Origin of the sequence: Paenibacillus glucanolyticus NBRC 15330 (assembly GCF_004000885.1) — a bacterium.
Lineage (GTDB): Bacteria > Bacillota > Bacilli > Paenibacillales > Paenibacillaceae > Paenibacillus_AQ > Paenibacillus_AQ glucanolyticus.
Window position 1 is genome coordinate 92,773 of record NZ_BIMC01000018.1, and the last position, 19,624, is coordinate 112,396.

The 19,624-nt window shown below is 50.6% G+C and carries 21 protein-coding genes; 3 read left to right on the plus strand and 18 right to left on the minus strand.

Annotated features, from left to right (window positions below):
* Positions 1-7 precede the first annotated feature (7 nt).
* From PGL02S_RS21840 to PGL02S_RS21865, 6 genes are all read right to left on the minus strand, one after another.
* A complete protein-coding gene (locus PGL02S_RS21840; RefSeq protein ID WP_006208737.1) occupies positions 8-889 on the minus strand; it encodes a carbohydrate ABC transporter permease in 882 nt (293 codons plus the stop codon).
* A gap of 93 nt (positions 890-982) precedes the next feature.
* Entirely contained in the window at positions 983-2,302 is a 1,320-nt protein-coding gene (locus PGL02S_RS21845) for an extracellular solute-binding protein (RefSeq protein WP_036641343.1), read from the minus strand.
* A gap of 115 nt (positions 2,303-2,417) precedes the next feature.
* Positions 2,418-3,203 carry a response regulator transcription factor gene (locus PGL02S_RS21850; protein ID WP_006208735.1) on the minus strand — a complete coding sequence of 262 codons (786 nt, stop codon included), beginning with the start codon at positions 3,201-3,203 and terminating at the stop codon, positions 2,418-2,420.
* Positions 3,181-4,971 (minus strand): sensor histidine kinase, encoded by a 1,791-nt coding sequence (locus tag PGL02S_RS21855; protein ID WP_036641342.1) that lies wholly within the window; start codon positions 4,969-4,971, stop codon positions 3,181-3,183. The genes PGL02S_RS21850 and PGL02S_RS21855 overlap by 23 nt, the downstream gene beginning before the upstream one ends.
* A 182-nt stretch (positions 4,972-5,153) precedes the next feature.
* A complete protein-coding gene (locus PGL02S_RS21860; RefSeq protein ID WP_036641340.1) occupies positions 5,154-5,432 on the minus strand; it encodes a hypothetical protein in 279 nt (92 codons plus the stop codon).
* Between the two features lie 221 nt (positions 5,433-5,653).
* Entirely contained in the window at positions 5,654-5,878 is a 225-nt protein-coding gene (locus PGL02S_RS21865) for a helix-turn-helix domain-containing protein (protein WP_006208732.1), read from the minus strand.
* 290 nt (positions 5,879-6,168) lie between these two features.
* On the opposite strand from PGL02S_RS21865, the gene PGL02S_RS21870 reads away from it, so the two are divergent.
* From PGL02S_RS21870 to nagA, 3 genes are read left to right on the plus strand one after another with little or no spacing between them, the layout of a single operon-like run.
* The gene (locus PGL02S_RS21870; protein WP_006208731.1) at positions 6,169-7,044 is read left to right on the plus strand and encodes a MurR/RpiR family transcriptional regulator; all 876 of its coding nucleotides are present in this window, start codon (positions 6,169-6,171) and stop codon (positions 7,042-7,044) included.
* A 3-nt stretch (positions 7,045-7,047) separates the two neighbouring features.
* The gene (gene nagB, locus PGL02S_RS21875; RefSeq protein WP_036641339.1) at positions 7,048-7,776 is read left to right on the plus strand and encodes a glucosamine-6-phosphate deaminase; all 729 of its coding nucleotides are present in this window, start codon (positions 7,048-7,050) and stop codon (positions 7,774-7,776) included.
* Positions 7,773-8,960: an N-acetylglucosamine-6-phosphate deacetylase gene (gene nagA, locus PGL02S_RS21880; RefSeq protein ID WP_036641338.1), complete on the plus strand. Its 1,188-nt coding sequence runs from the start codon at positions 7,773-7,775 to the stop codon at positions 8,958-8,960. The genes nagB and nagA overlap by 4 nt, the downstream gene beginning before the upstream one ends.
* An 88-nt stretch (positions 8,961-9,048) precedes the next feature.
* Here nagA and PGL02S_RS21885 read toward each other — a convergent pair whose 3' ends face one another.
* From PGL02S_RS21885 to PGL02S_RS21940, 12 genes are all read right to left on the minus strand, one after another.
* Positions 9,049-10,146 (minus strand): YhcN/YlaJ family sporulation lipoprotein, encoded by a 1,098-nt coding sequence (locus tag PGL02S_RS21885; protein WP_006208728.1) that lies wholly within the window; start codon positions 10,144-10,146, stop codon positions 9,049-9,051.
* A gap of 174 nt (positions 10,147-10,320) precedes the next feature.
* Positions 10,321-11,280 (minus strand): NAD-dependent epimerase/dehydratase family protein, encoded by a 960-nt coding sequence (locus tag PGL02S_RS21890; protein ID WP_036641337.1) that lies wholly within the window; start codon positions 11,278-11,280, stop codon positions 10,321-10,323.
* Positions 11,262-12,089, minus strand: coding sequence for a dTDP-4-dehydrorhamnose reductase family protein (locus PGL02S_RS21895; protein ID WP_036641336.1), 828 nt, complete (start codon positions 12,087-12,089; stop codon positions 11,262-11,264). The genes PGL02S_RS21890 and PGL02S_RS21895 overlap by 19 nt, the downstream gene beginning before the upstream one ends.
* The gene (locus PGL02S_RS21900; RefSeq protein WP_036641335.1) at positions 12,086-13,072 is read right to left on the minus strand and encodes a polysaccharide biosynthesis protein; all 987 of its coding nucleotides are present in this window, start codon (positions 13,070-13,072) and stop codon (positions 12,086-12,088) included. The genes PGL02S_RS21895 and PGL02S_RS21900 overlap by 4 nt, the downstream gene beginning before the upstream one ends.
* Positions 13,062-14,156, minus strand: coding sequence for a non-hydrolyzing UDP-N-acetylglucosamine 2-epimerase (wecB, locus tag PGL02S_RS21905; protein WP_036641334.1), 1,095 nt, complete (start codon positions 14,154-14,156; stop codon positions 13,062-13,064). The genes PGL02S_RS21900 and wecB overlap by 11 nt, the downstream gene beginning before the upstream one ends.
* 149 nt (positions 14,157-14,305) lie before the next feature.
* The gene (locus tag PGL02S_RS21910; protein ID WP_244892245.1) at positions 14,306-15,718 is read right to left on the minus strand and encodes a glycosyltransferase family 4 protein; all 1,413 of its coding nucleotides are present in this window, start codon (positions 15,716-15,718) and stop codon (positions 14,306-14,308) included.
* 134 nt (positions 15,719-15,852) lie between these two features.
* Entirely contained in the window at positions 15,853-16,977 is a 1,125-nt protein-coding gene (locus PGL02S_RS21915) for a CgeB family protein (RefSeq protein ID WP_006208723.1), read from the minus strand.
* Between the two features lie 38 nt (positions 16,978-17,015).
* Positions 17,016-18,113, minus strand: a complete 1,098-nt coding sequence (locus tag PGL02S_RS21920) for a CgeB family protein (protein ID WP_036641333.1) — start codon at positions 18,111-18,113, stop codon at positions 17,016-17,018.
* Positions 18,114-18,317: 204 nt separating this feature from the next.
* Positions 18,318-18,626 (minus strand): hypothetical protein, encoded by a 309-nt coding sequence (locus PGL02S_RS21925; protein ID WP_006208721.1) that lies wholly within the window; start codon positions 18,624-18,626, stop codon positions 18,318-18,320.
* A gap of 3 nt (positions 18,627-18,629) precedes the next feature.
* Complete coding sequence (locus tag PGL02S_RS21930; protein WP_006208720.1) at positions 18,630-18,944, minus strand: hypothetical protein; 315 nt, start codon at positions 18,942-18,944, stop codon at positions 18,630-18,632.
* Positions 18,944-19,270, minus strand: coding sequence for a hypothetical protein (locus PGL02S_RS21935; RefSeq protein WP_231888029.1), 327 nt, complete (start codon positions 19,268-19,270; stop codon positions 18,944-18,946). Before PGL02S_RS21935 ends, PGL02S_RS21930 begins: the two co-directional genes overlap by 1 nt.
* A gap of 17 nt (positions 19,271-19,287) precedes the next feature.
* Entirely contained in the window at positions 19,288-19,578 is a 291-nt protein-coding gene (locus PGL02S_RS21940) for a hypothetical protein (protein WP_036641331.1), read from the minus strand.
* Positions 19,579-19,624 lie beyond the last annotated feature (46 nt).

Genomic DNA, 19,624 nt, shown 5'->3' on the forward strand with positions numbered 1-19,624 from the left:
TCCCTCCTTATGAATATTGGATCGTTTCTTTTGATGCCGTTAATTTACGAATGACCCACGTTACGATCAGGCAGATGACAAGCAGGAAGAACCCGATGGCGCTGCCGTAACCGAAATCATAAGCGCGGAAAGCCGTGTGATACATATAGGACGCCATCACTTCACTCGAGCCGTTAGGCCCCCCGTCTGTCATGACAAAGATCAGATCAAAGTACTTCAGGGAACCTACCACCGCAAGCACGATCGTAACCTTGATCACTTCCATGATGAGCGGAAGTTTGATTCTGAACGCGATCTGCATGGAGGTTGCTCCATCGATTTTAGCTGCCTCCACAAGCGAAGCCGGAATATTCTTTAATGCCGCATAATAGATCAGAATATAGAAACCCGCATACTGCCACAGAATCGGAATAAACAATGCAAACAATACGAGTGACGGCTCGGCAAGCCATGCCGGCGGATTCGATATCCCGATGGATTCCAGGAAGCTGTTCACAATCCCGTTTGTCGGATGATAGATGCGAAGCCACAGCTGGGCAATTGCAACCGATGACAACAGCATCGGGATCAGATAGATTTTACGGAACAGGTTGGCGCCTTTGATCTTCGAGGCCAGCACCATCGCTACAGCCAGATAGATAATAAGGCTGGCAGCCGAGAATACGGCTAACAGCAAGGAGTGCCATGCGCTGTCCCAAAATTTCCCGTCCGTAAGCAGAGCCTGATAGTTATCGAGTCCGATAAAGGTCATCGCGCCGATTCCGTTCCATTCGTTCAGTCCGTAATAAGCGGTCAGGATGATGGGAATGTAGACAACGGCCATAATGACAAGCAGAGCAGGCAGTACATACAGCGCGATGATTTTTTTGTTGGACATCACTTTATCCAAAGTGTCCGACTCCTTTCTTCTTATCGTCTTGAGGAAAGATTATCCGGCAATAGCTGCCGGATAATCGGGTCCTGTTTCTTGGTTGTCTGAGTCTTATTTGCCTTTGGTAATCGCTGCATCATGCTCTTCGGAGAATTTCTCCGGCGTTACGGCTTTACCGAAGAGTGCCTGGATCATGTTCAGATGCGTTTCAGCGGCATTGGCCTCCATTTGAACGTCTGCGAACAGCGTGATGCTGCTGGCCTGGTTCATTTCATCAAACAGATCAATGTACAGCTGTGGAAGCTCCAGGGTGGATGTATCAACTTTGGTTGCTGGAATGACGCCTGCTCCTGTAACCGATTGTTCGCCCCATTTGGTTACGAAATACTCAACAAACTTCTTGGACTCCTCTTTCACCTTGGAGTTTTCGCCGATGAACAAACCTACGCCCGGTCCACCTACCCAGCTGTTGATATCGCCTTTTCCGCCTTCAACCGTCGGGAACTTGAAGAATCCGACACTGTCGCGGAACTCTTTCGGGATCTCCTCATTTGTTGTAAAGTTCGGCAGTTCCCAAGTGCCCATCATATACATCGCTGCTTTGTTGTTCAGGAATTCGGATTTGGCTTCCTCGTTGGACAAGCCGTTGAATCCTTTGACAAATGCGTTGCTGTCCACCAAAGATTGAACCTCGGCGGCCGCCTTTACAAGCGATTCATCCTTGAAAGAACCGGCACCGCTAATCGCATTGGCAAGCGCTTCTTGCCCGCCGATCCGGTCTGCCAGATACATGTACCACAGGGATCCGGTCCAGCGATCCTTATTCCCGAGTGCAATCGGGGCAATCCCGTTATCCGAGAGCGTTTTCACGATTGTCTTGAATTCCTCGTAGGTTTGTGGAACCTCCAGGTTTAACTGTTCAAAAATCGCTTTGTTGTAATATACGGGAGCGATATTGAATTCTAGTGGAAGCGCATACGTTTTGCTGTCAATGGCATAAGCTTCGGTGGTACCGGCCACAAACTTGCCATTCAGCTGACCCTCAAGCAAATCGTCTACCGGAGCAAACAGATTGCCTTCGACATAAGGCTTCAGGAATCCGGCTGCCCAGGTTACCCCAACGTCCGGAAGCTCGTTCGAAGCAGACAGCACTTTCAATTTGTTTTTATACTGCTCATTATCCAGTACTTCCTGTTTGATCGTAACGTTAGGGTTTTCCTTCTGATATTCTTCGATAATCTGATTCACAATTTTGTTCTGTCCGGCGGATACGCCAGCTGGCCACAAGTGCATGAAGTTCACCGTAACTTTATCGCCTTCGCTGCCACCGTTGCCGGAATCTCCTGTGCTGCTGTTGTTAGATCCACAACCAGCCGCTACCAGAGCGAGACACAATGTCAGAAGCAGAACCGTCCATTTTTTGTTGAACACGTTTACAACCCCTTTTCTAGTATGCTGTTCGCGTAATGAAACCGCTTTAATCAAATTGTATCAGTGAGGGGATGATTCTATAAGGTCATAACGATTGGGACTAATTCCACTATTATTAGATTTCTTCTCCGCTGTCCGATACGCTCTGGCGATATTGGCTCGGGCTTACTTCCTCAAGGTCGCGGAACACTTTCACAAAATATTTTGACGTCTGGTAACCCACCTTCTCCGCAATCTCTGAGACAGGCAGCGCTGTGCCGGCCAGCAGCTCCTTGGCCCTCTGCACTCTGCGGCGCGTCATATATTCACTGAAGGTGAGCCCTGTCTGCTCTTTGAATAACACGCTGAAATAGCTGGAGTTCAGGTGCAGCACCTCGGCCACTTCCTTCAGCGATACCGAATCCTGAAGATGCAGGTCTACATACTTCAGTGCTTCCTGCACCTGGATGCTGTATCCCTTATCCTGCTGTGCTGCCTCCAGCAGTTTCGGATCCACCAGTTTCTCCATTCGCTCAATCCGTTCTAGTTTATCCCCGCGCTCGAGCGCTGACTCTACTGCGGCTACCAGTTTTCGTTTATCCAGCGGCTTCAGGAGATAATCCACCACGCCGTACTGCAGTGCTTTACGGGCATAATCAAATTCCGAATAGCCGGATATCACGATGATGACCGGGGGATGCTCTAATTCATGCAATCTTTCAATAAGCTCAAGTCCTCCAATCTCAGGCATGCGGATATCGGTCACCACCAGGTGAGCCACTTGCTCCTGCAGCCACTGGAGCGCCTCTACACCGCTTGCAGCCGTTGTTATCCGGCAGCGGCCGGATGACCAAGCCTCCAGCGTCTTCCTTACGCCTTCTCTCGTTCTCGGTTCATCATCAACGATCAGTATCGTTTTCATGCTCTTCCCCCTCCCCCTTTATGGCCGGAAAATCATTCGGTATTTCAAATGAGATGGTGGTTCCCTGACCAACCACGCTGTCAATGTGCAGACCGGCTTGCTCGGAAGCGTAGTACAGCCGGATTCGCTGCTCTACATTGGCAAGGCCGACCCCGCTGTTTTTAGAGGATGCCGCATAACCTTTTTCCATCGATGAATAAAGAGTGGCTACCGTTTCCTCATCCATGCCGGGACCGTCATCGGTAATTGAGATGACCGTGTATCCCGGATGATCAGCAGCTTGTGCACGTACGATTACGGTGCCTGGACCCAGTCTTTGCTCCACCCCGTGCAGAATCGCATTCTCCACGATTGGCTGAATCAGCAGCTTTGGAATCGGCACATGACGGCTTGCTTCATCTGCCTCAATTCTCCAGGACAGCCTGTCCAGCATCCGCATTTTCATAATCATCAAATAACGCTCCGCATGGTCAAGCTCATCCCGGATTGACACCCATTCATCCTCGTCTTTTCTGTTGATAACATAACGGAACAATCCAGACATCGCGACCACGATTTGAGCCAGTTCCTCTTCCCCCTGATCATCCAAGGCCCAGTAAAACGCTTCCAAAGTATTGAAAAGAAAGTGCGGATTGATCTGCGCTTGCAGAGCCTTAAGCTCCGTTCGGCTCTGAATAATCTCCTTCTCGTATACAACCTCGATTAATTCGTTCAGCGAGTCAACCATCTGGTTGTACGAATTGTTAAGCTCATTGATCTCCATTGTCTTCGAGGTGACCGGAATCGGTTTAAGGGTTCCCAGCCTTACGCCGCGCATGGCTTTGATCAGATTCAAAATCGGACGGATGATCATGGTGGTCAGGATAAAGCTTAAGAATAGAAACAGCAGCGCACCGACGCCCCCGGATACGATAATCGCGGTCCGCAGTACCGCTATGCCTTCGGTAGTATAATCCACAGGCGTCAGGATGACCAGGTTCCACCCTGTCGCCTCCGACTGCTTCTGTACGGCGATGAAGTCCTCATTGCCAATGGCAACCGTCTCCCCTTCACGATGCAGAACATCCTTCGCGTCCACCGCTGTCGCAAAATCCGATGATATTTCATTTCCCGCCTGATCAAACAGCCCCATCGTTTCACGCGAATCGCCAGCCGTGCCGCCAGTGGAATCAGCAAGCGCAAAATAATCCTTCTCCAGCTTCACAAGCAGGTATCCGCCATGGGCAAAGGAATGGTCAATCAGCCGGATTCTCCGAACAGCCACCACCACGTCCGGGTCCTTCGGATCCTGTCCGAACCAAACCAGCCTCCCCTTTCCCGCATCGGCCGCCAAGATCCAATCGACCCCGACCCGGCTCGTCAGACTGCCTTCATCCAGCGGAAACAGCCGCCGGTAGTCCGTCGTATATAATTCAAGTGAACGAATGCCTGTAGCGTAAGATTCATACTTGCGGACCTCCTGCTGAAGCGATTGCCGTTCTCCGAAGCTGATCGGCTTGCCAGCAGTTTCCTGTGCCAGATAGCGCTGAACCGTTGCGTTGGTAGAAATTTGCGCCGTGAGTGTATCCACCTGCTTGAGCAGCGCATCCAGCTTGCCTGTTGCCTGCACAGCCGTCTGCTGAATATGCTTCTCGGCGCTGTTGCGCAGCAGTACGGATACCTGGTCGTATACAAAAACCCCGACTAATGCCAGCACAATGATCATCACCAGCATAAATCCAAGGAAGATTTGATTCCGCAGTGTATTCAGCCTGCCAAACCTGTTCAAGTTCTCACACTCCCTTTCGACTAGGAACTGTTATTCACTATACACAATCTTGCCGAAGTTAGGGAGTCCTCGTCAACCCGAAGCGGGTTGCATCTACATGTACTTTTTCACTAAAAAAAGAGGCAGCGCGCGGTTTAGGTTTCCCTCGCACTTCCTCTTATGATATAGCTCCATATGATGGGCTATACCGGATATAATTCCTGATGCTGTTCAAGCTCTCTTCTGCATTCGTTACATAAACCTCTTACGGCACCGGCATCATCCGCGCAGAAGGTCAGTTGGCGCTTGTGTCGGCATCGACTGCAGGGCTGAGCGTTATTTTCGCTGCCGATTTTCACGTTTGCTTTTGATTTTAACTGGATGACGTTGCTTCCCCTAACGCTGCTCGACTTACGCTTCATTCCTGTAACGGCGAAGACAACAAGGATGACAACGACCATGATTCCCAATATCCATCCCACGTTTATTCCACCTCCAACATGTGCAGGCTATTTGTACTAAATAGCTAGTCTACCCGATTCATTTTCACATGACATCCGATATGTAGTTACGCACCAAACCCGTTGCCATTTATTAAGAAGCAGCTCCCATCCATTTTAACACAAAAAAGCCTTCTCAATCCCGGTAAGAATCGGGAAGGAAGGCTTTCGCTGTGCTTTCGTTACGTGCAACCGGCATGGTGTCAGATCTTCAACTCACCGAGTTTTATCAACTCAACGACAGCTTGCGAACGGCCCTTAACATTTAGCTTCTGCATGACATTGGAGATGTGGTTACGCACCGTCTTCTCGCTAATAAACAACTGCCCGGCGATATCGCGAGTCGTTTTGTCTTGCACTAGCAATTCAAATACTTCGCGTTCACGGTGGGTTAACAAGAACTTGCTATTATGGTCGGTCCCCTTCAATGGTGTCACCCCTCCTTGCCCGGGTATGTGTGGTCTAACAAGGGTAAGGGATACAGTCAACTCATCTTATGTTGGAGAAGGGGGGAAGGTGCGGAAGGGGCCATCAATTTGGGCGCTGGGTTCATGTTGATGATTTTTATCCTTGATTCCTCCCGAAGGTTCCTTTATGATGTGGGGGAGTAAAAATTATTTTCTTTATTTTTTCCTTTTTTTAAAAATAATTTTCAAATCAGATCCCATCCGTTATGCCCAACAAATAAGCTCACCGGGAACCTTGAAGGAGGCTTTTGATGACACCAATCTTGCATATTATCTCTGTCGAAAAGGAAAGCCTGCCCCGTCAGGAACGACGGCTCGCAGAGTTTATTTTGACAGCTCCATCCGAGATTGTGCATATGGGCATTAAAGATCTTGCAGATCAGTGCGAGGTCAGCGCTGCCACAGTCACCCGCTTTTGCAAGAACTTTCAGTGCAAGGGATATCCTGATTTCAAGCTCAAGCTTGCCGCAGAGATCGCCCATGCCGAGTTGGCTTCACGCACAGGAAGCACCCGTTATCAGGACATCGTTGCAGGCAATCCGCTTGCCGGAATCGTAGAGGCGATTGAATCCAATCACCTGACGTCGATTCGGGATACGACAGAGCTTCTGGATTTGGGGCAGCTGGAGCGCGCAGTGGATGCCCTATGCCGGGCAAAACGCATTGACCTGTATGGTGTGGCAACGTCCTCTATTGTGGCACAGGACTTTTACCAGAAGCTGATCCGGATCGGGAAAAACTGCACCGCTTTTGCAGACTCCCACATGCAGATCACCTCAGCATCCACGCTGACTTCAAGTGATGTTGCCGTGGCCGTTTCATACTCCGGCGAAACGCCGGAAACCATCGATGCGTTGGCGTGTGCCAAAGACACAGGCGCATTTACGATCAGCGTTACTTCCTACCGAAGCAGTGCCATCTCCTCCATGGCGGACATTACACTGTATTCGTCCTCGCTGGAGGAAGGAATGCGCCGAGGTGACATGGCCTCTCGCATTGCCCAGCTTCACATTATAGACATTCTGTTCATGGGTATGGCCAGTCGGGACTTCTCCACGTATGTTCCCCGTCTGGAGCAGTCATATCTTAATGTTCAAAACTATCGCAAAAGCCGAGGAGGACAATAACTAATGAATATTTACACATTCCGCGATGAAGAACAATTCGTGCAAACGGGAGCAAACCTGATCACCAGTTTGCTGCACACCAATCCGCGCGCTACACTGGGACTGGCTACAGGCAGCACACCCGTTGGGCTCTATGCCAAGTTGATTGAGATGCACCGTCAAGGGCTTGTCAGCTTCGCGCAGACCACAACATATAATCTGGACGAATATGTGGGCCTGCCTGAGAATCATCCGGAGAGCTACCGCACCTTCATGAATGAAAAATTCTTCAACCATGTAGATATCCAGATCGAACGGACTCATGTGCCGAATGGCAATGCGGCCAATCCGGAAGAGGAATGCCTGAATTACGATAAAATGCTTGAAGAATTTGGACCTGTTGATCTCCAACTCCTCGGCATTGGACATAACGGACATATCGGTTTTAACGAGCCGGGTGAAAGCCTCAGCGGCGGGACTCATCTGGTAGAGCTTCAAGAGAAAACTCGAAACGCCAATGCTAGATTCTTCCCAACGCTTGCGGATGTTCCGACCCACGCCATCACGTTGGGGGTTGCTACCATCCTCAAAGCCCGCCAAATCCTCCTTCTCGTCCGGGGAGAAGATAAAGCCGAGATTGTACATCGTGCGTTGAAAGGGCCTATCACGACCGAGTGTCCGGCATCACTTCTTCAGTGCCATCCGAACGTTGTTGTGCTGTTGGATCAAGGCGCAGGGAGATTGCTGGTATGAGCAGCGAAGCCAAGAATGCTGTCCAATTGTTGTATGGTCAAGTACTGACGCCCAGGGGCATCCGTACAGACGGTGTGCTGGCCATTCAAGGCGAGAACATCGCATACGCTGGTGATGTTTCCGAGCTCCCTGCAAGCCTTAAACAGGCAGCCGCAGAGGTTATCCATCAGCCCGATGGCTATATCGTACCTGGCTTTATTGACATCCATGTTCACGGCGGTAACGGTGAGGATTTTATGGACGCAACGAAGGATGTTTTGGATCAAATTACATCCTTCCACAGCTCTCAGGGCACCACGGCGATGCTTGCTACCACGATGACTGCGCCTAAAGAAGCAATCGATCGGGTACTGAAGGAAGTAAGCGACTATCGTAATCAGGGCATGTCTTATACCAAACTGGAAGGCGTCCATCTCGAAGGCCCGTTTATCAGCCCAAAATGGCCAGGTGCGCAAAATCCTGAGCATATCGTCCACGCGAATATCAGGTGGCTGGAAGAATGGGTATCTCAATATCCGGGGCTGGTTCGTCAGGTCACCCTTGCACCCGAGCGTGAAGGGGCACTAGAGGCAATCTCGTGGCTGGATCAACACGGAATCGTGGCTGCCCTGGGTCATACGGATGCAACCTATGAGGAAGTAGAAGCCGCTGTCGAGGCCGGCCTTAGTCATGGCGTGCACACGTTTAATGCGATGACAGGGCTTCACCACCGCAAGCCTGGCGTGGTTGGTGCGATGCTTAGCGATGATCGGTTAAGCTGCGAAATCATTGCAGACGGCATCCACGTCCACCCCGCGGCAATTCGGATACTGGCCCGCATGAAGCAGGATGGGAATCTGATTCTCATCACGGATGCCATGTCGGCTACCGGCATGACTGACGGCGAATATACGCTGGGTGATCTGCCCGTTGTTGTTGAGAAGGGCATTGCCACGCTCAAGCATAACAGAGACAGTCTCGCGGGCAGCACATTAACGATGATTAAAGGGTTCCAGCTGCTGGTTCGGGAGGTTGGACTCAGCATTGAGCAGGCCTCCACCATCGGAAGTATGAATCCAGCCAGAAAAATTGGCATCGCCGATCGCACGGGATCGCTTGAAGCCGGCAAACTCGCCGACATCCTCGTTCTTTCCAGCGATCTTGAGCTGCAAGGAGTATGGATTCAAGGACAGCGCAAACATTAAGATATAGCATTCATTATAAATAGCAAAGGAGCCGCCTAGGATAGGATGATTTCAATCCTACAGGGCAGCTCCTTTTTGTATAAAAATTTTACCGGCTGTTTCGATTGCCGCCAAACCAACCGTCGTCCGTATCATTTTTAGTCATGTTGCCGCGTGTATCATTCATACCATCACGAGTTCCTACATTAAGCGGGAACACACGGTTAATCCATGACCCAAAATCACGGGATAGTGTTCCAACCGTATTCTTGGCGTTACCCCCCGTTACAAAACCTTTGGCATGCTGATAAAATCCCTCATCTGTGGAAACATATACTTGACTGATATGTGGAGCGGTTTTACGAATCTTGTTCGTAATTTCATGACGCACATGCTGAGGAACCTCTTCACGAGCGCTCATCATGCCCATGTTGTTTCCGTAAGTTCCATAAGGCACTCCATTGATGCCAGTTCCCATATGAGTATTGTTTACCGTCCCGTCGGTACCGGTAAGACTGTTGGTACGCGTGCCGTACCCCATATAATCATTGGTACGAGTTCCGTTAGTACCCATAAGTCCGTTATTGCGCGTTCCGTTTAACGTATTATAGTTGCTGCCGCCAAAACCGCCATTCGTCGTCGTTCCGTTAACGCCAAAGCCGCGGTTATCGGCGGTTCGGCCAAGACCTGTTGTGTTTTCTACAGCACGAGTGGTATTCTCCACGACACGCTCTGTGCCTCTAGCCATATTGCTCAGAAGCCCAACACTGCCTGTACCCGAAGTGTTAAACGTACGGTTCCTCACATTCGTTTTGTTCATGCCTGTCATTGAACGGCCGTCAGAACGGTTTGCCGTGCTCATACCCGTAACATGTCCATCAATGCTGTTGGTGTTCGCGCCCTCTTTGGGCAGCGAAACATACGCGCTGTGATTGGTTACGAATACATGTGCAGGACCCATGCCACTAATATCCGACACTTTTTGGGACAGCGTCTTGCTGTACTTCAGGTTTGTCAGGTCATGCTGCTGGGTACTGCGAACGTGCTGGTTGTTGTTACGCACGGAGTTCACACCAACACGACCCTTGTCCACGTTGTTTGTACGTGTCGTGTTGCCGTCTGTGGTGTTGCCGCATCCTGCTACCGCAGCCATACTGAGGAGCAATGCTGTGGAGACGGTCAGGTTGAGGGCTTTGGATTTAATCATGATTCATCCTCCATCTCTATAATAGGTGTATTAACATCGTTTAGGATGACCTTGCGCCGGAATCGGTATGCTGAAAGGTTTTAACATGGAAGATTACTGCTTATCATGCCTAATTTTATGTACAAAAAAACACCGATCAGATCATGATCGATCCATCGGCGTTTGATTGTTCTATTATGAAGAGGACGGCTGTGCCTGTATTCTGGCATAATCCATAATATCGGCCAGCGACCGCTCCAGAGGGTACTGTGAATTCCAGCCCAGCGCTTTAAGAAGCTCGGTACCCTGCTGCCCCCCGGTTCCTTTATTTAATGAATCTAATGAGAGGGGAGCGGATTCGGGACCCCAATCCATCGGCACGGCTGCCTGTGTATGCAGGAGCAGTGCCTCAGCGAGCTCACCAAGGGTATGTTCCGTACCGGAACTGATCGGATAGGTCATCCCGGGAGTGCCCTCTTGAAGCAATATGCTGTAAGCTGCTACCGCATCCCGAACGTCCAGGAAATCCCTTGATTCGTAGCGAGAGCTTATACGGAACAACGGAAAATTTCGACCTGTTTCATAACCCGCAATATAGCGGGCAAGCAGCGTACAGAAGCCTGTTGATTCGCCGGGGCCAATCAGATTGGACGGCTCAGCCAGAACGATATGCTGGTTGTACAAACCATGCCAGGCAGCTGCGGACCAGCTGGCAAAGGTTTTACTGAGGCTGTAAGGATGAGGAACGGCAGCCGCACCTTTTGCAGGGTCCACACTTAACCTGGAGCCTACCATAACCAAACGGCTATCGGGGCAGTGCTGCCTCAGCGCTTCAAGAAGGTATATGGTGGCCATCACGTTGCTCTCCATGTAAGAAGCCGGTTGTTTCCAGGACTCTGAAGCTGAATTTTTTCCGGCTAAATGCAAAATATAATCAGGAAGGCTCTCTTGAATCAGAATATCCACCTGTTCACGGTTCTCGAGATGGCACACGGCCGGAATGACGCCTTGTATGGACCCCAGCGCCTGCTTGTTCCGCCCGGCAGCAATAACGGTACATCCCTGCCGGACGAAATAGTCGCAAGCATGCAAGCCGGTAAAACCTGCTGCCCCTGTTATGAGAATTTTTTGATCCTTTAATGATCCTGCTGCCATGCGTACATCTCCTTTAACATTTGAACATAATCCGGGAATGGATATAACGCATCCAGCCGTGTGCTTCGCAGAGTCCGATCCTGAACCATATCGTCGGTTGGCACTACAACAACATCATGTTTTCCCCATATGTCCTTGAACAGCAGCAGCAGATCGTATTTGCTTACCGGATTCGGATGTCCGAGATGTATCAGACCCCCGACGTCCTTATTCATGAAGAACTCGATCGCTTTAGCAAGCTCAAGCGTGGTTACCCCGTTCCACTGCACGGCACGATAACCGGAAACTTGACCTCGCTGCTTCATAAACCAGTTGAACAAACCGATTCCACTCTGCCGGATTTCGGGTCCTATAATGGAGGTGCGAATCGTTAGGTGATCCGGGTCCTGCACTTCGCCCAGTGCTTTCGTTAACGCATAGGAAGTCACGCCATCGGGAAGATCGTCTTCCCGATAACCCCCTTTGTCTCCGAGAAACACGCAATCCGTGCTGATATGAATAAGTCGGGCCGATATGGCGTCCGCTAAATACCGCAGACGATGAGGCAAAAATCCGTTGATATGATATGCATTAATTTTGTCATCATCTGCCCGTTGATTCAAAACACCTACAGCGTTGATGATCATATGCGGCCGAACCGCTTTGATTATATGCTCCACGGCACTCATATCGGTTACATCCAGCACAAGGCCTTGTGAATCATGTCTGTCCCGGGTCGTGTAAAAGACATGATGCTTGCCGAACGACTGAAAGTACTGAACAAGCATATGTCCCGCCATACCGTTGCCCCCGAGAATGAGCATCTTCATGGCAAGAATCCTCCGCGTTGAAGGATTTCGCGTATCTCGGCCTTGGTCATTAATTGATGCTCCGAGCTGAAGCTGTTGAAGGATACTTTGGATAAGCCCTGATACCGCTCCTTCAGATCGGGAATTTCGAGTGTCGGCAATATGACCAGGTATTCATCATCATAAACCACCGTAGTCAAGCTTTCAAAATCACTCATAAGAATTTCATGAATCTTCTCACCCGGCCGAATTCCCGTTTCGACCAGTGTAACGTCGCTTCTGCCAGAAGCATCTATCAGTACTTCTGCCAAGTCCACAATGCGGCAGGTCGGCATCATCATAACAAAAATTTCGCCGCCTACACTTTCAATCGATGCCTTGAACAGCAGGGATATCGCATCCTTCAAGGTCAGGAAAAATCGGGTCATGTTATGGTCCGTGATGCTGATCTGACCCTTCTGCCGGATCTGATTCTTGAATACATGAACGACGCTTCCGTTCGTTCCAAGAACATTTCCACCCCGCACACAGACAAATTTGGTGTGCCTACTCAACAGATTAGCATACACGATCAGTTTCTCGCCAATCGCTTTGGTCATGCCGTAAAAGTTGGATGGATTCGCTGCCTTATCCGTTGAAATATAGATCACTTTTTTCACTTGATTTTCAATAGCAGCCTCAATGACATGCTGTGTGCCGACCACATTGGTTTTCAGAGCTTCATAGGGATGCTCTTCGCACACAGGAACGTGCTTCAGTGCCGCCAGATGGAATACATAATCCACATCCTGACAGGCTGCTGTTAGAGCTTCCTTGTCGCGAATATCTCCGATTCGGAAAGTGAGTCTTGGATCTTCAAACTCACGGTCCATAGCCACCTGCGTAGCCTCGCTTCTGGAATAAACGATGACCTGCTTAGGATTTAGCGGCAGAAGCTGCGTGATCAGTTCATGTCCCCAAGAGCCTGTGCCGCCAGTCACCAAAATCCGTTGATTAGTGAACATTCACTTTCCCTCCAAGCACATATTTTACGACGGTACGCGACACATTGTCCGCTAAATACCCCTCAGGGCACACCCAGTCACGACCCAGCTGCGTCATCAGTTTGACCGCTCCATGGATACGCTCAGCATTCAAACCGGAGACGATGTTGCTTCCGCAGTCCACAGTTTCCGGCCGCTCCGTCGTCCGGCGAACCGTTACCGTAGGAACGTGCATGATGCAGCACTCCTCCTGCACCGTACCGCTGTCCGTGATCGCGCAGAGTGCCTCTTTCTCGAGTCGTACAAAATCAAAAAAGCCGAATGGCTCATGAAATTCAATAAGCGGATGAAGTTGAACATCCTTGGCCCCTTCAAGACGCGAGGCCGTCCGGGGATGCAAACTGCATATGAGTCGCTTTCCGAACGTTTCAGCGACCGCATTTAACCCATTTAATATTTCCGTCAAATTCTCAGGTCGATCCACATTCTCTGAACGGTGTATCGTAATCAGAAAATATTGCTGGGGGGAGAGCGACAGCTTCTCCATAATCCGGCTCTGATTGACCTGGCCTTCGTAATGCTTCATCACTTCATAGATCGGGTTCCCTGTCAGGACAATGCGTTGACTGGGCACTCCCTCTCGAAGCAGATGATTCTTGCTGTAGTTTGTATAGGGCATATTGATGGAGGACACCGCATCTATGACTTTGCGGTTCTTCTCTTCAGGCACATCCAGATCAAAGCAGCGGTTGCCGGCTTCCATATGCACCACCGGGTATCCCAGACGCTCTGCCAGCACAGCACATAACGCACTGTTTGTATCACCCAGCAGCAGAACCGTGTCCGGCTGCTCCTGTTCCAATATTTCCTCCATTCGGCTGAACATAACGGACAACTGGCCTCCCAGCGTGGCCTGGCGGTCCTGAAGCACATAGTCCGGACTGCGGAGCCCCATCTCCGAGAAGAAGACCCCGCTTAAGGTATTGGTGAAATTTTGTCCCGTATGCACAAGCACATGCCGCGTTGCATACTGGTCTAGAAGAGGAATGATCAAGCTTAATCGGATAATTTCGGGCCTCGTACCCAAGATCGTCATGACTTTCATATCGGATTCTCCCTTGCCAACTTAATCACAGATCCGAAGGCGATAACTCCGTAGCACGACCATTCTTCTCGCTTTCGTGAGACAGCAGAACGGAAGCGGACTTTTTGAAGTAAGCCTAGACCGTTCACCGCTCTGCTGTTGACCTCGTCTCATGCCTTTCGTCGCCTTGCGGACGTTCTGCGTAGTCTAAGCCTTGATGCCCGTCGCCTGGTCGCCCTGCCTTCCGGTCTCTTGGTTCGTCTACGAACGAATAACCGACGCGCAACAGCAGCACTTCGTTTCTTCCTGCGGCTATTCTGCTTACGTCGTCTCGCCGGAACAACCCGGCGCTTCACCTGTCTTGCCGTCACCTGAAACCATGCAGGATATTCATTCATCCAGCGTGAAACCATGCCGTTCAATCGCATTCCGTACACCTCTGGACCAAATACAGCCTGGATCTGAAGGCGGTTCTGCATACCCAGAGCCTCGCCCCGATCCGGCTGATCCAGGATGAACCTCACCTTCTCTGCCAGTGAGGCCGGGCTCCCGGGAATCGCGAGCAGATGCGGGGATCCGGCAGCCGTCAGGACCTCCTGAAGTCCTCCTGATGCGTAGGCTACAACCGGCTTCCCGTGCAGCAGCCCCTCCAGAGCCGTTAATCCGAATCCCTCCGGTATCAGACTCGGTACCACCACGACATCAAGGGCACAATATACTTGAGTGATATCGTCTTGAGATCCGGCAAATATGAAACGATGCTGAGCTCCCGCCGAAGCAATGCGATCGCGGCACAATATGTCATAATCCGGATTCAGCGCACTCCCAACGATGAGAAAGGCTGCGTCGGGGTAAGCATCCTTGAGCGAAAGCGCCATGTCTATGAAGTGATGCACCCCTTTGCTCTCGATCAGAAATGAAGAAATCATACCAATTAACGGTTGATTTGCAGTGATGCCGAGACTGCCGCGAAAGGAAGCTCTCGTTGTCGCCCATGCGGCTGGCTGAATATCAGACTCAATCCAGGATGGAGGGAGTACCGTCATTTTGGACTGCCTGACTTCCACCGGGAAACTCTCGGCTACGGATTCGGAAATGCTGACCAGCCAGTTGCTGTACTGATGGATTAACGAAGTGGCCAAATGGGCGTTCCCGTTTTCCGTAATTTTTTCGGTCAATTGCCATACTACGGGAATTCCAAGTCTCTTGCCCGCTGCTGCCGGCATAAAGTGCACACACGTATTTGTCAGAATTACCTGCGGGGCCTCACCTGCAATCCATTTCATCAATCCACGGAAAACCGATGTTGCCATCAGCTTATTGGCTTCGGCCAAAAGATTGGAACCCGGTGTATACACGCTGTGAAACAATGGAATTCTGTGGATTTTGACCGTAATCCCGGATTGTCTCGCCAATATAGTCAGCCGGCCTTCGTTCGGTGCAACCAGAACGCAATCAAAATAAGGAGTCATCTGTCCGCAGAAGAACAGAAGCAGCTTCTCCGCTCCCGTAATGCTGGATGGATTGGATACGTGTGAAAAAATCAACATTTTCGGTTTAAAGGCCATCGGTATTATCCGCATCTACAGTAACCGTGATTGTGGCAGTACCGGATGCGATCCACCTCCTTTTCACCCAGTTGGTACAATATATTAGAAAAACAAAGACACCGTAACGACGCTTGTTCCCCCATCATTGAACTATTTCTGAGCCAGGATCAAGGAAAGATAACCGAGAAGAGCGTATTCAGGCGGTGTGCATAGGTATGCTCCTGATAGGTTCTCTCCAGGGCACGATGTGCGATCTCTTTTCTCAGGTGGTCGTTAGCAAGATAGTACTCTACCTTCTCCAGCAGCTCACCCTGAGACCGGTAGGTGTCAATCTCCACACCTGGTGTATAGAACCGCGCCAGATCTGACCGCTCATCGCAGAGCTGAAGCGTGCCGCAAGCACTAATCTCAAACGTACGCGGATTCGGGGAAGCCGCCGGTATATGTCCGCTGTTCTGATTGATTTCATCGTCATCCACCGCACGGTGCAAATTGATAACAATCTTGGCGCTGTTATATACGTCCGCAGTCTCCGCCGGACCCATCCACTTGTTGATCTCAATCTGGTTGTTAAATCGGCCGTAACCCGGGAATTTCTCCCACCAGTTACCGTTAATAAAGGTCCGGTGTGCCATCAATTGGTCCATAATGGGCTCAAAAAACTGAATTCGCTTCGGATACGCTGTACCAACAAAACCGATATCCCGCTTAGCTGCTCCCGGCATGGCAATCGGACGATAGTGTACGGGAAACGCGGCAAACGGCAAATAGTGAACCTGGGAGCAGCCTAAGTTCTGATAATGGGCCACGCAGTTCAGTTCCAGTGTAAATACATAATCGTAGTGGTGGATCCAGTCTACGGTCATATCCGTATAATACGGATCGTCCGTCATCCAGACGGCCGTCCGAATATCCATGGCCCGAACCGCATCCATCTGTTCCACAGGCAAATACATGCCGTCAAGCACCAGTACAAGATCCGGCCGCGTACGGCTTGCTTCTGCAGCTACGTCCTGCTTGGCATCCGTCAATGAAACCTGGCGTACCATGCCGTGCAGTGTACCAATAATCGCCTCGTCAATCGGCGAGTAAGGAAATCCTTTTCCCGAGCTGACAAACAACACATGGATATCCCTCACAGGCGGCGTATAGACAACCCGGTTAACGATACCCTGTGATTTCCCTCGAAAATACCCCTCATCATATCCGGCGTGCATACCTGCATTCCTGCCTCGTCCATATGCATCGGATACGGCGGACCGACGGGGTCCGGCAGCTAAACTTTTAGGCATCCGCTTCGCTCCTCCCTGATATTTGCTCGGACAACTTGCTAATTCAAACGTTGGGCCTCGATCAATGTCAGAAGTTCAGGCAGTCGGTGAACATACGTATGTCTCGTCATGGTCGTCTGCAGCGCTCGCTGCGCTATACTTCTACGCTGATCCTCCTGAGAAAGATAATAGGAAATCTTATGTTTCAATTCTTGGACAGAACCAAAGGTCTCGATGTCGATCCCAGGCGTGTAATAATGGCTCAGATCCTCCCGGATATCCGTAATTTGCAGTGTTCCGCAAGCATTGATCTCAAATGTCCGCGGATTGATCGAACGGCCCGGTAAATTCAGGCTGTTGCGGTTGTCATCACCGCTCTGGGTTGGCCTGTGCAGGTTGATTACAATTTTGGCGCCGTTGTAGAATTTCACGGTTTCCGCAGGCGGTATGAAACCGCTGTGTATGAAGGGGGAGAGCTCTTTATAGCGGGCAAGCCGCTCCCAGTAGCCTCCGATGATGCGAACCTGCTTTCCCTTCAAGAACGGTGCCAATTCATCAAACAAGGCCGCACGGTTTCGAAACGCATTCCCGATGAAGCAAATGTCCGAACGATAAGCCGGCCCTGCCATCAACGGGGTAAACAGCTCCGGATGAACCCCCAAAGGAAGATAATAAACCTCCCTCACCCCGACACTTTGATATAATGGAACACAGCTCAGCTCATGCGTGAACACAACATCAAAGTGTTGTGCCAGCCCCGGTGTTTCCTCTGTGAAATACGGATCATCCACAAACCAGATGGCCGTTCGGAAGCCTGCTTCGCGGAGCTGAGTCATCGAATGCTGAAAATCATCCGGAAAAACATGCAGACCGTTCATGACCAGAATGATATCCGGTCTCTGCTGCAAGGCTGCTTCCAGCACCTGTTCCGGACGTACGACGATGCATTCCCTGACGATTTTACCAAGTCCGCTGGATACTCCTTCATCAATGGATTCAAAGCCTTGGGGGACATACATGACCTTCACATTGAAATATGGCGGGGGCTCGGTTGGAATACGATCGATCAGCGCACGGCACCCACCCAAACGGTAACCTTCACTGTAACCTTCCCGGTAGCCCTCCTTCTGACCTGTACGCTTCGATAAACTCACCATTTCCACCCTGTCTCTTATGGGATTTACAAAGGTTCATATAACTATATGCCAAGAGGACGAATGCATCATGGACGACTGTCCCTGAGACGGGGAATTTGGCGGATGCCCTTACGTCTAGCCTGGTCATGACAGGATTGGCAAAAAAATAAAAAAGAGCGGTCTCCCACGGATTCAAGCCTTCCGTGAGAGCCGCCCTGCCTGCCGTCATACCGGCGCAGGTGGGATTTGACCGTCTTCGTATCCTTGTGCAAAACCCGATTTAAACCCTTCATCATAGGCCTGATTGTAGCCCTGATTATACGCTTGGGAAGAGGCCGGAAAGAACACGCGTCCGCTTCTTCTTAAACGGTAGCGCCCCCGGATTCCGCGACGTTTACGTAAGCTGGAGCTGACGCCACGACGCCGTCTCACGCCCTTTACGACCTTCAAACGTCTTACAGCTGAGGATATTTTTCTGCTGCCGATAGGACGTGTACGTCTTCGCGTTCGTAAAACCGTTGATTTCACTTTCATCCTTTAACCTCCTGAGTCCTTTGATTCTTCCTGTGCTGCTGTACTAGAGTTGGCTATGCGTCCAACCGCAAGCCATGGGGATGAAGGAGATCCCCATTGGGTCCGGTTCAAGGGAATTCCTGTCAGCATTTCAGTCATGACCGACTGGTAGCCGGTCAATAATCGAATATTCTCTGCAAGCTTTCGCGCGGTCACATCAGAATGAGCAGAAACCTCTGCAATGTTCTGAAGTATGTCTGCCAGCGCCTCCTGACTTCTGGCAATGGATGAGATCATGGCCACTCTTGCTGTATGTTCCCGGTGGGTACGTGTAATCATCAGTCCGATTCTCCAAAATCAAACTCGTCAAAACCTCCGCTGGCAGCCTGATCCTCGGTACCTAAAGCCACTCGCAGATTTCGGCATAGACCTGATCCGATACGCGTCAGTCCCTCGATCTGCTCCACAATCTGCTCATGAATGACCAGCGAATCCTTCAATCCGCCCATTGAGGGCTCTTGGGACAACACCCATTGACGAACCTTCTCCGCTTCGACGGCCTTGCCCTCCAGGATCAGAGAGGTCTCGCGCTGAATGGCGACGGCCGCTTCCAGCATACGCATCAAAGACTCTTCTTTGCTCAACTGCACTCCCGCCTCTGTCATCCGGTAATGATACCGGGTTATTCTTCATCCTGCTCTCTCAGTTCCTTTAATACAATCTCCAAGCTGTCCGCCGCCGTTTGCTGCAGGTCCGCCATCGCATTCAGATAAGACACGATACTGCGATTAACTTGTACCGTATGCCCTCCAGATGATCTTGATCCTTCAGCAAGCTGAAGTTCATAATCAGGAAGAGAATGTATAATTTGAGCCATGCGAACAGCAGCATGGCGCTGAGCTTCCAATATCCGGGCCAGCTGCTGCTGAGAATGTGAAAGATGCGCAATCATATCATCAATTTTGCTTTCCACGTCGGTACTCCCCTTCACTCTTCTATCTGTTCAGCATATGCGGAGA

Coding starts and splice junctions, on each gene's coding strand:
- nagB (WP_036641339.1), top strand. CDS start 7,048: ATGAATATTTACACATTCCGCGATGAAGAACAATTCGTGCAAACGGGA.
- PGL02S_RS21935 (WP_231888029.1), bottom strand. CDS start 19,270: ATGACAGAGGCGGGAGTGCAGTTGAGCAAAGAAGAGTCTTTGATGCGT.
- PGL02S_RS21920 (WP_036641333.1), bottom strand. CDS start 18,113: ATGGTGAGTTTATCGAAGCGTACAGGTCAGAAGGAGGGCTACCGGGAA.
- PGL02S_RS21850 (WP_006208735.1), bottom strand. CDS start 3,203: ATGAAAACGATACTGATCGTTGATGATGAACCGAGAACGAGAGAAGGC.
- wecB (WP_036641334.1), bottom strand. CDS start 14,156: ATGAAAGTCATGACGATCTTGGGTACGAGGCCCGAAATTATCCGATTA.
- PGL02S_RS21910 (WP_244892245.1), bottom strand. CDS start 15,718: ATGCGGATAATACCGATGGCCTTTAAACCGAAAATGTTGATTTTTTCA.
- nagA (WP_036641338.1), top strand. CDS start 7,773: ATGAGCAGCGAAGCCAAGAATGCTGTCCAATTGTTGTATGGTCAAGTA.
- PGL02S_RS21885 (WP_006208728.1), bottom strand. CDS start 10,146: ATGATTAAATCCAAAGCCCTCAACCTGACCGTCTCCACAGCATTGCTC.
- PGL02S_RS21895 (WP_036641336.1), bottom strand. CDS start 12,089: ATGAAGATGCTCATTCTCGGGGGCAACGGTATGGCGGGACATATGCTT.
- PGL02S_RS21925 (WP_006208721.1), bottom strand. CDS start 18,626: ATGAAAGTGAAATCAACGGTTTTACGAACGCGAAGACGTACACGTCCT.
- PGL02S_RS21930 (WP_006208720.1), bottom strand. CDS start 18,944: ATGATTACACGTACCCACCGGGAACATACAGCAAGAGTGGCCATGATC.
- PGL02S_RS21890 (WP_036641337.1), bottom strand. CDS start 11,280: ATGGCAGCAGGATCATTAAAGGATCAAAAAATTCTCATAACAGGGGCA.
- PGL02S_RS21900 (WP_036641335.1), bottom strand. CDS start 13,072: ATGTTCACTAATCAACGGATTTTGGTGACTGGCGGCACAGGCTCTTGG.
- PGL02S_RS21870 (WP_006208731.1), top strand. CDS start 6,169: ATGACACCAATCTTGCATATTATCTCTGTCGAAAAGGAAAGCCTGCCC.
- PGL02S_RS21915 (WP_006208723.1), bottom strand. CDS start 16,977: ATGCCTAAAAGTTTAGCTGCCGGACCCCGTCGGTCCGCCGTATCCGAT.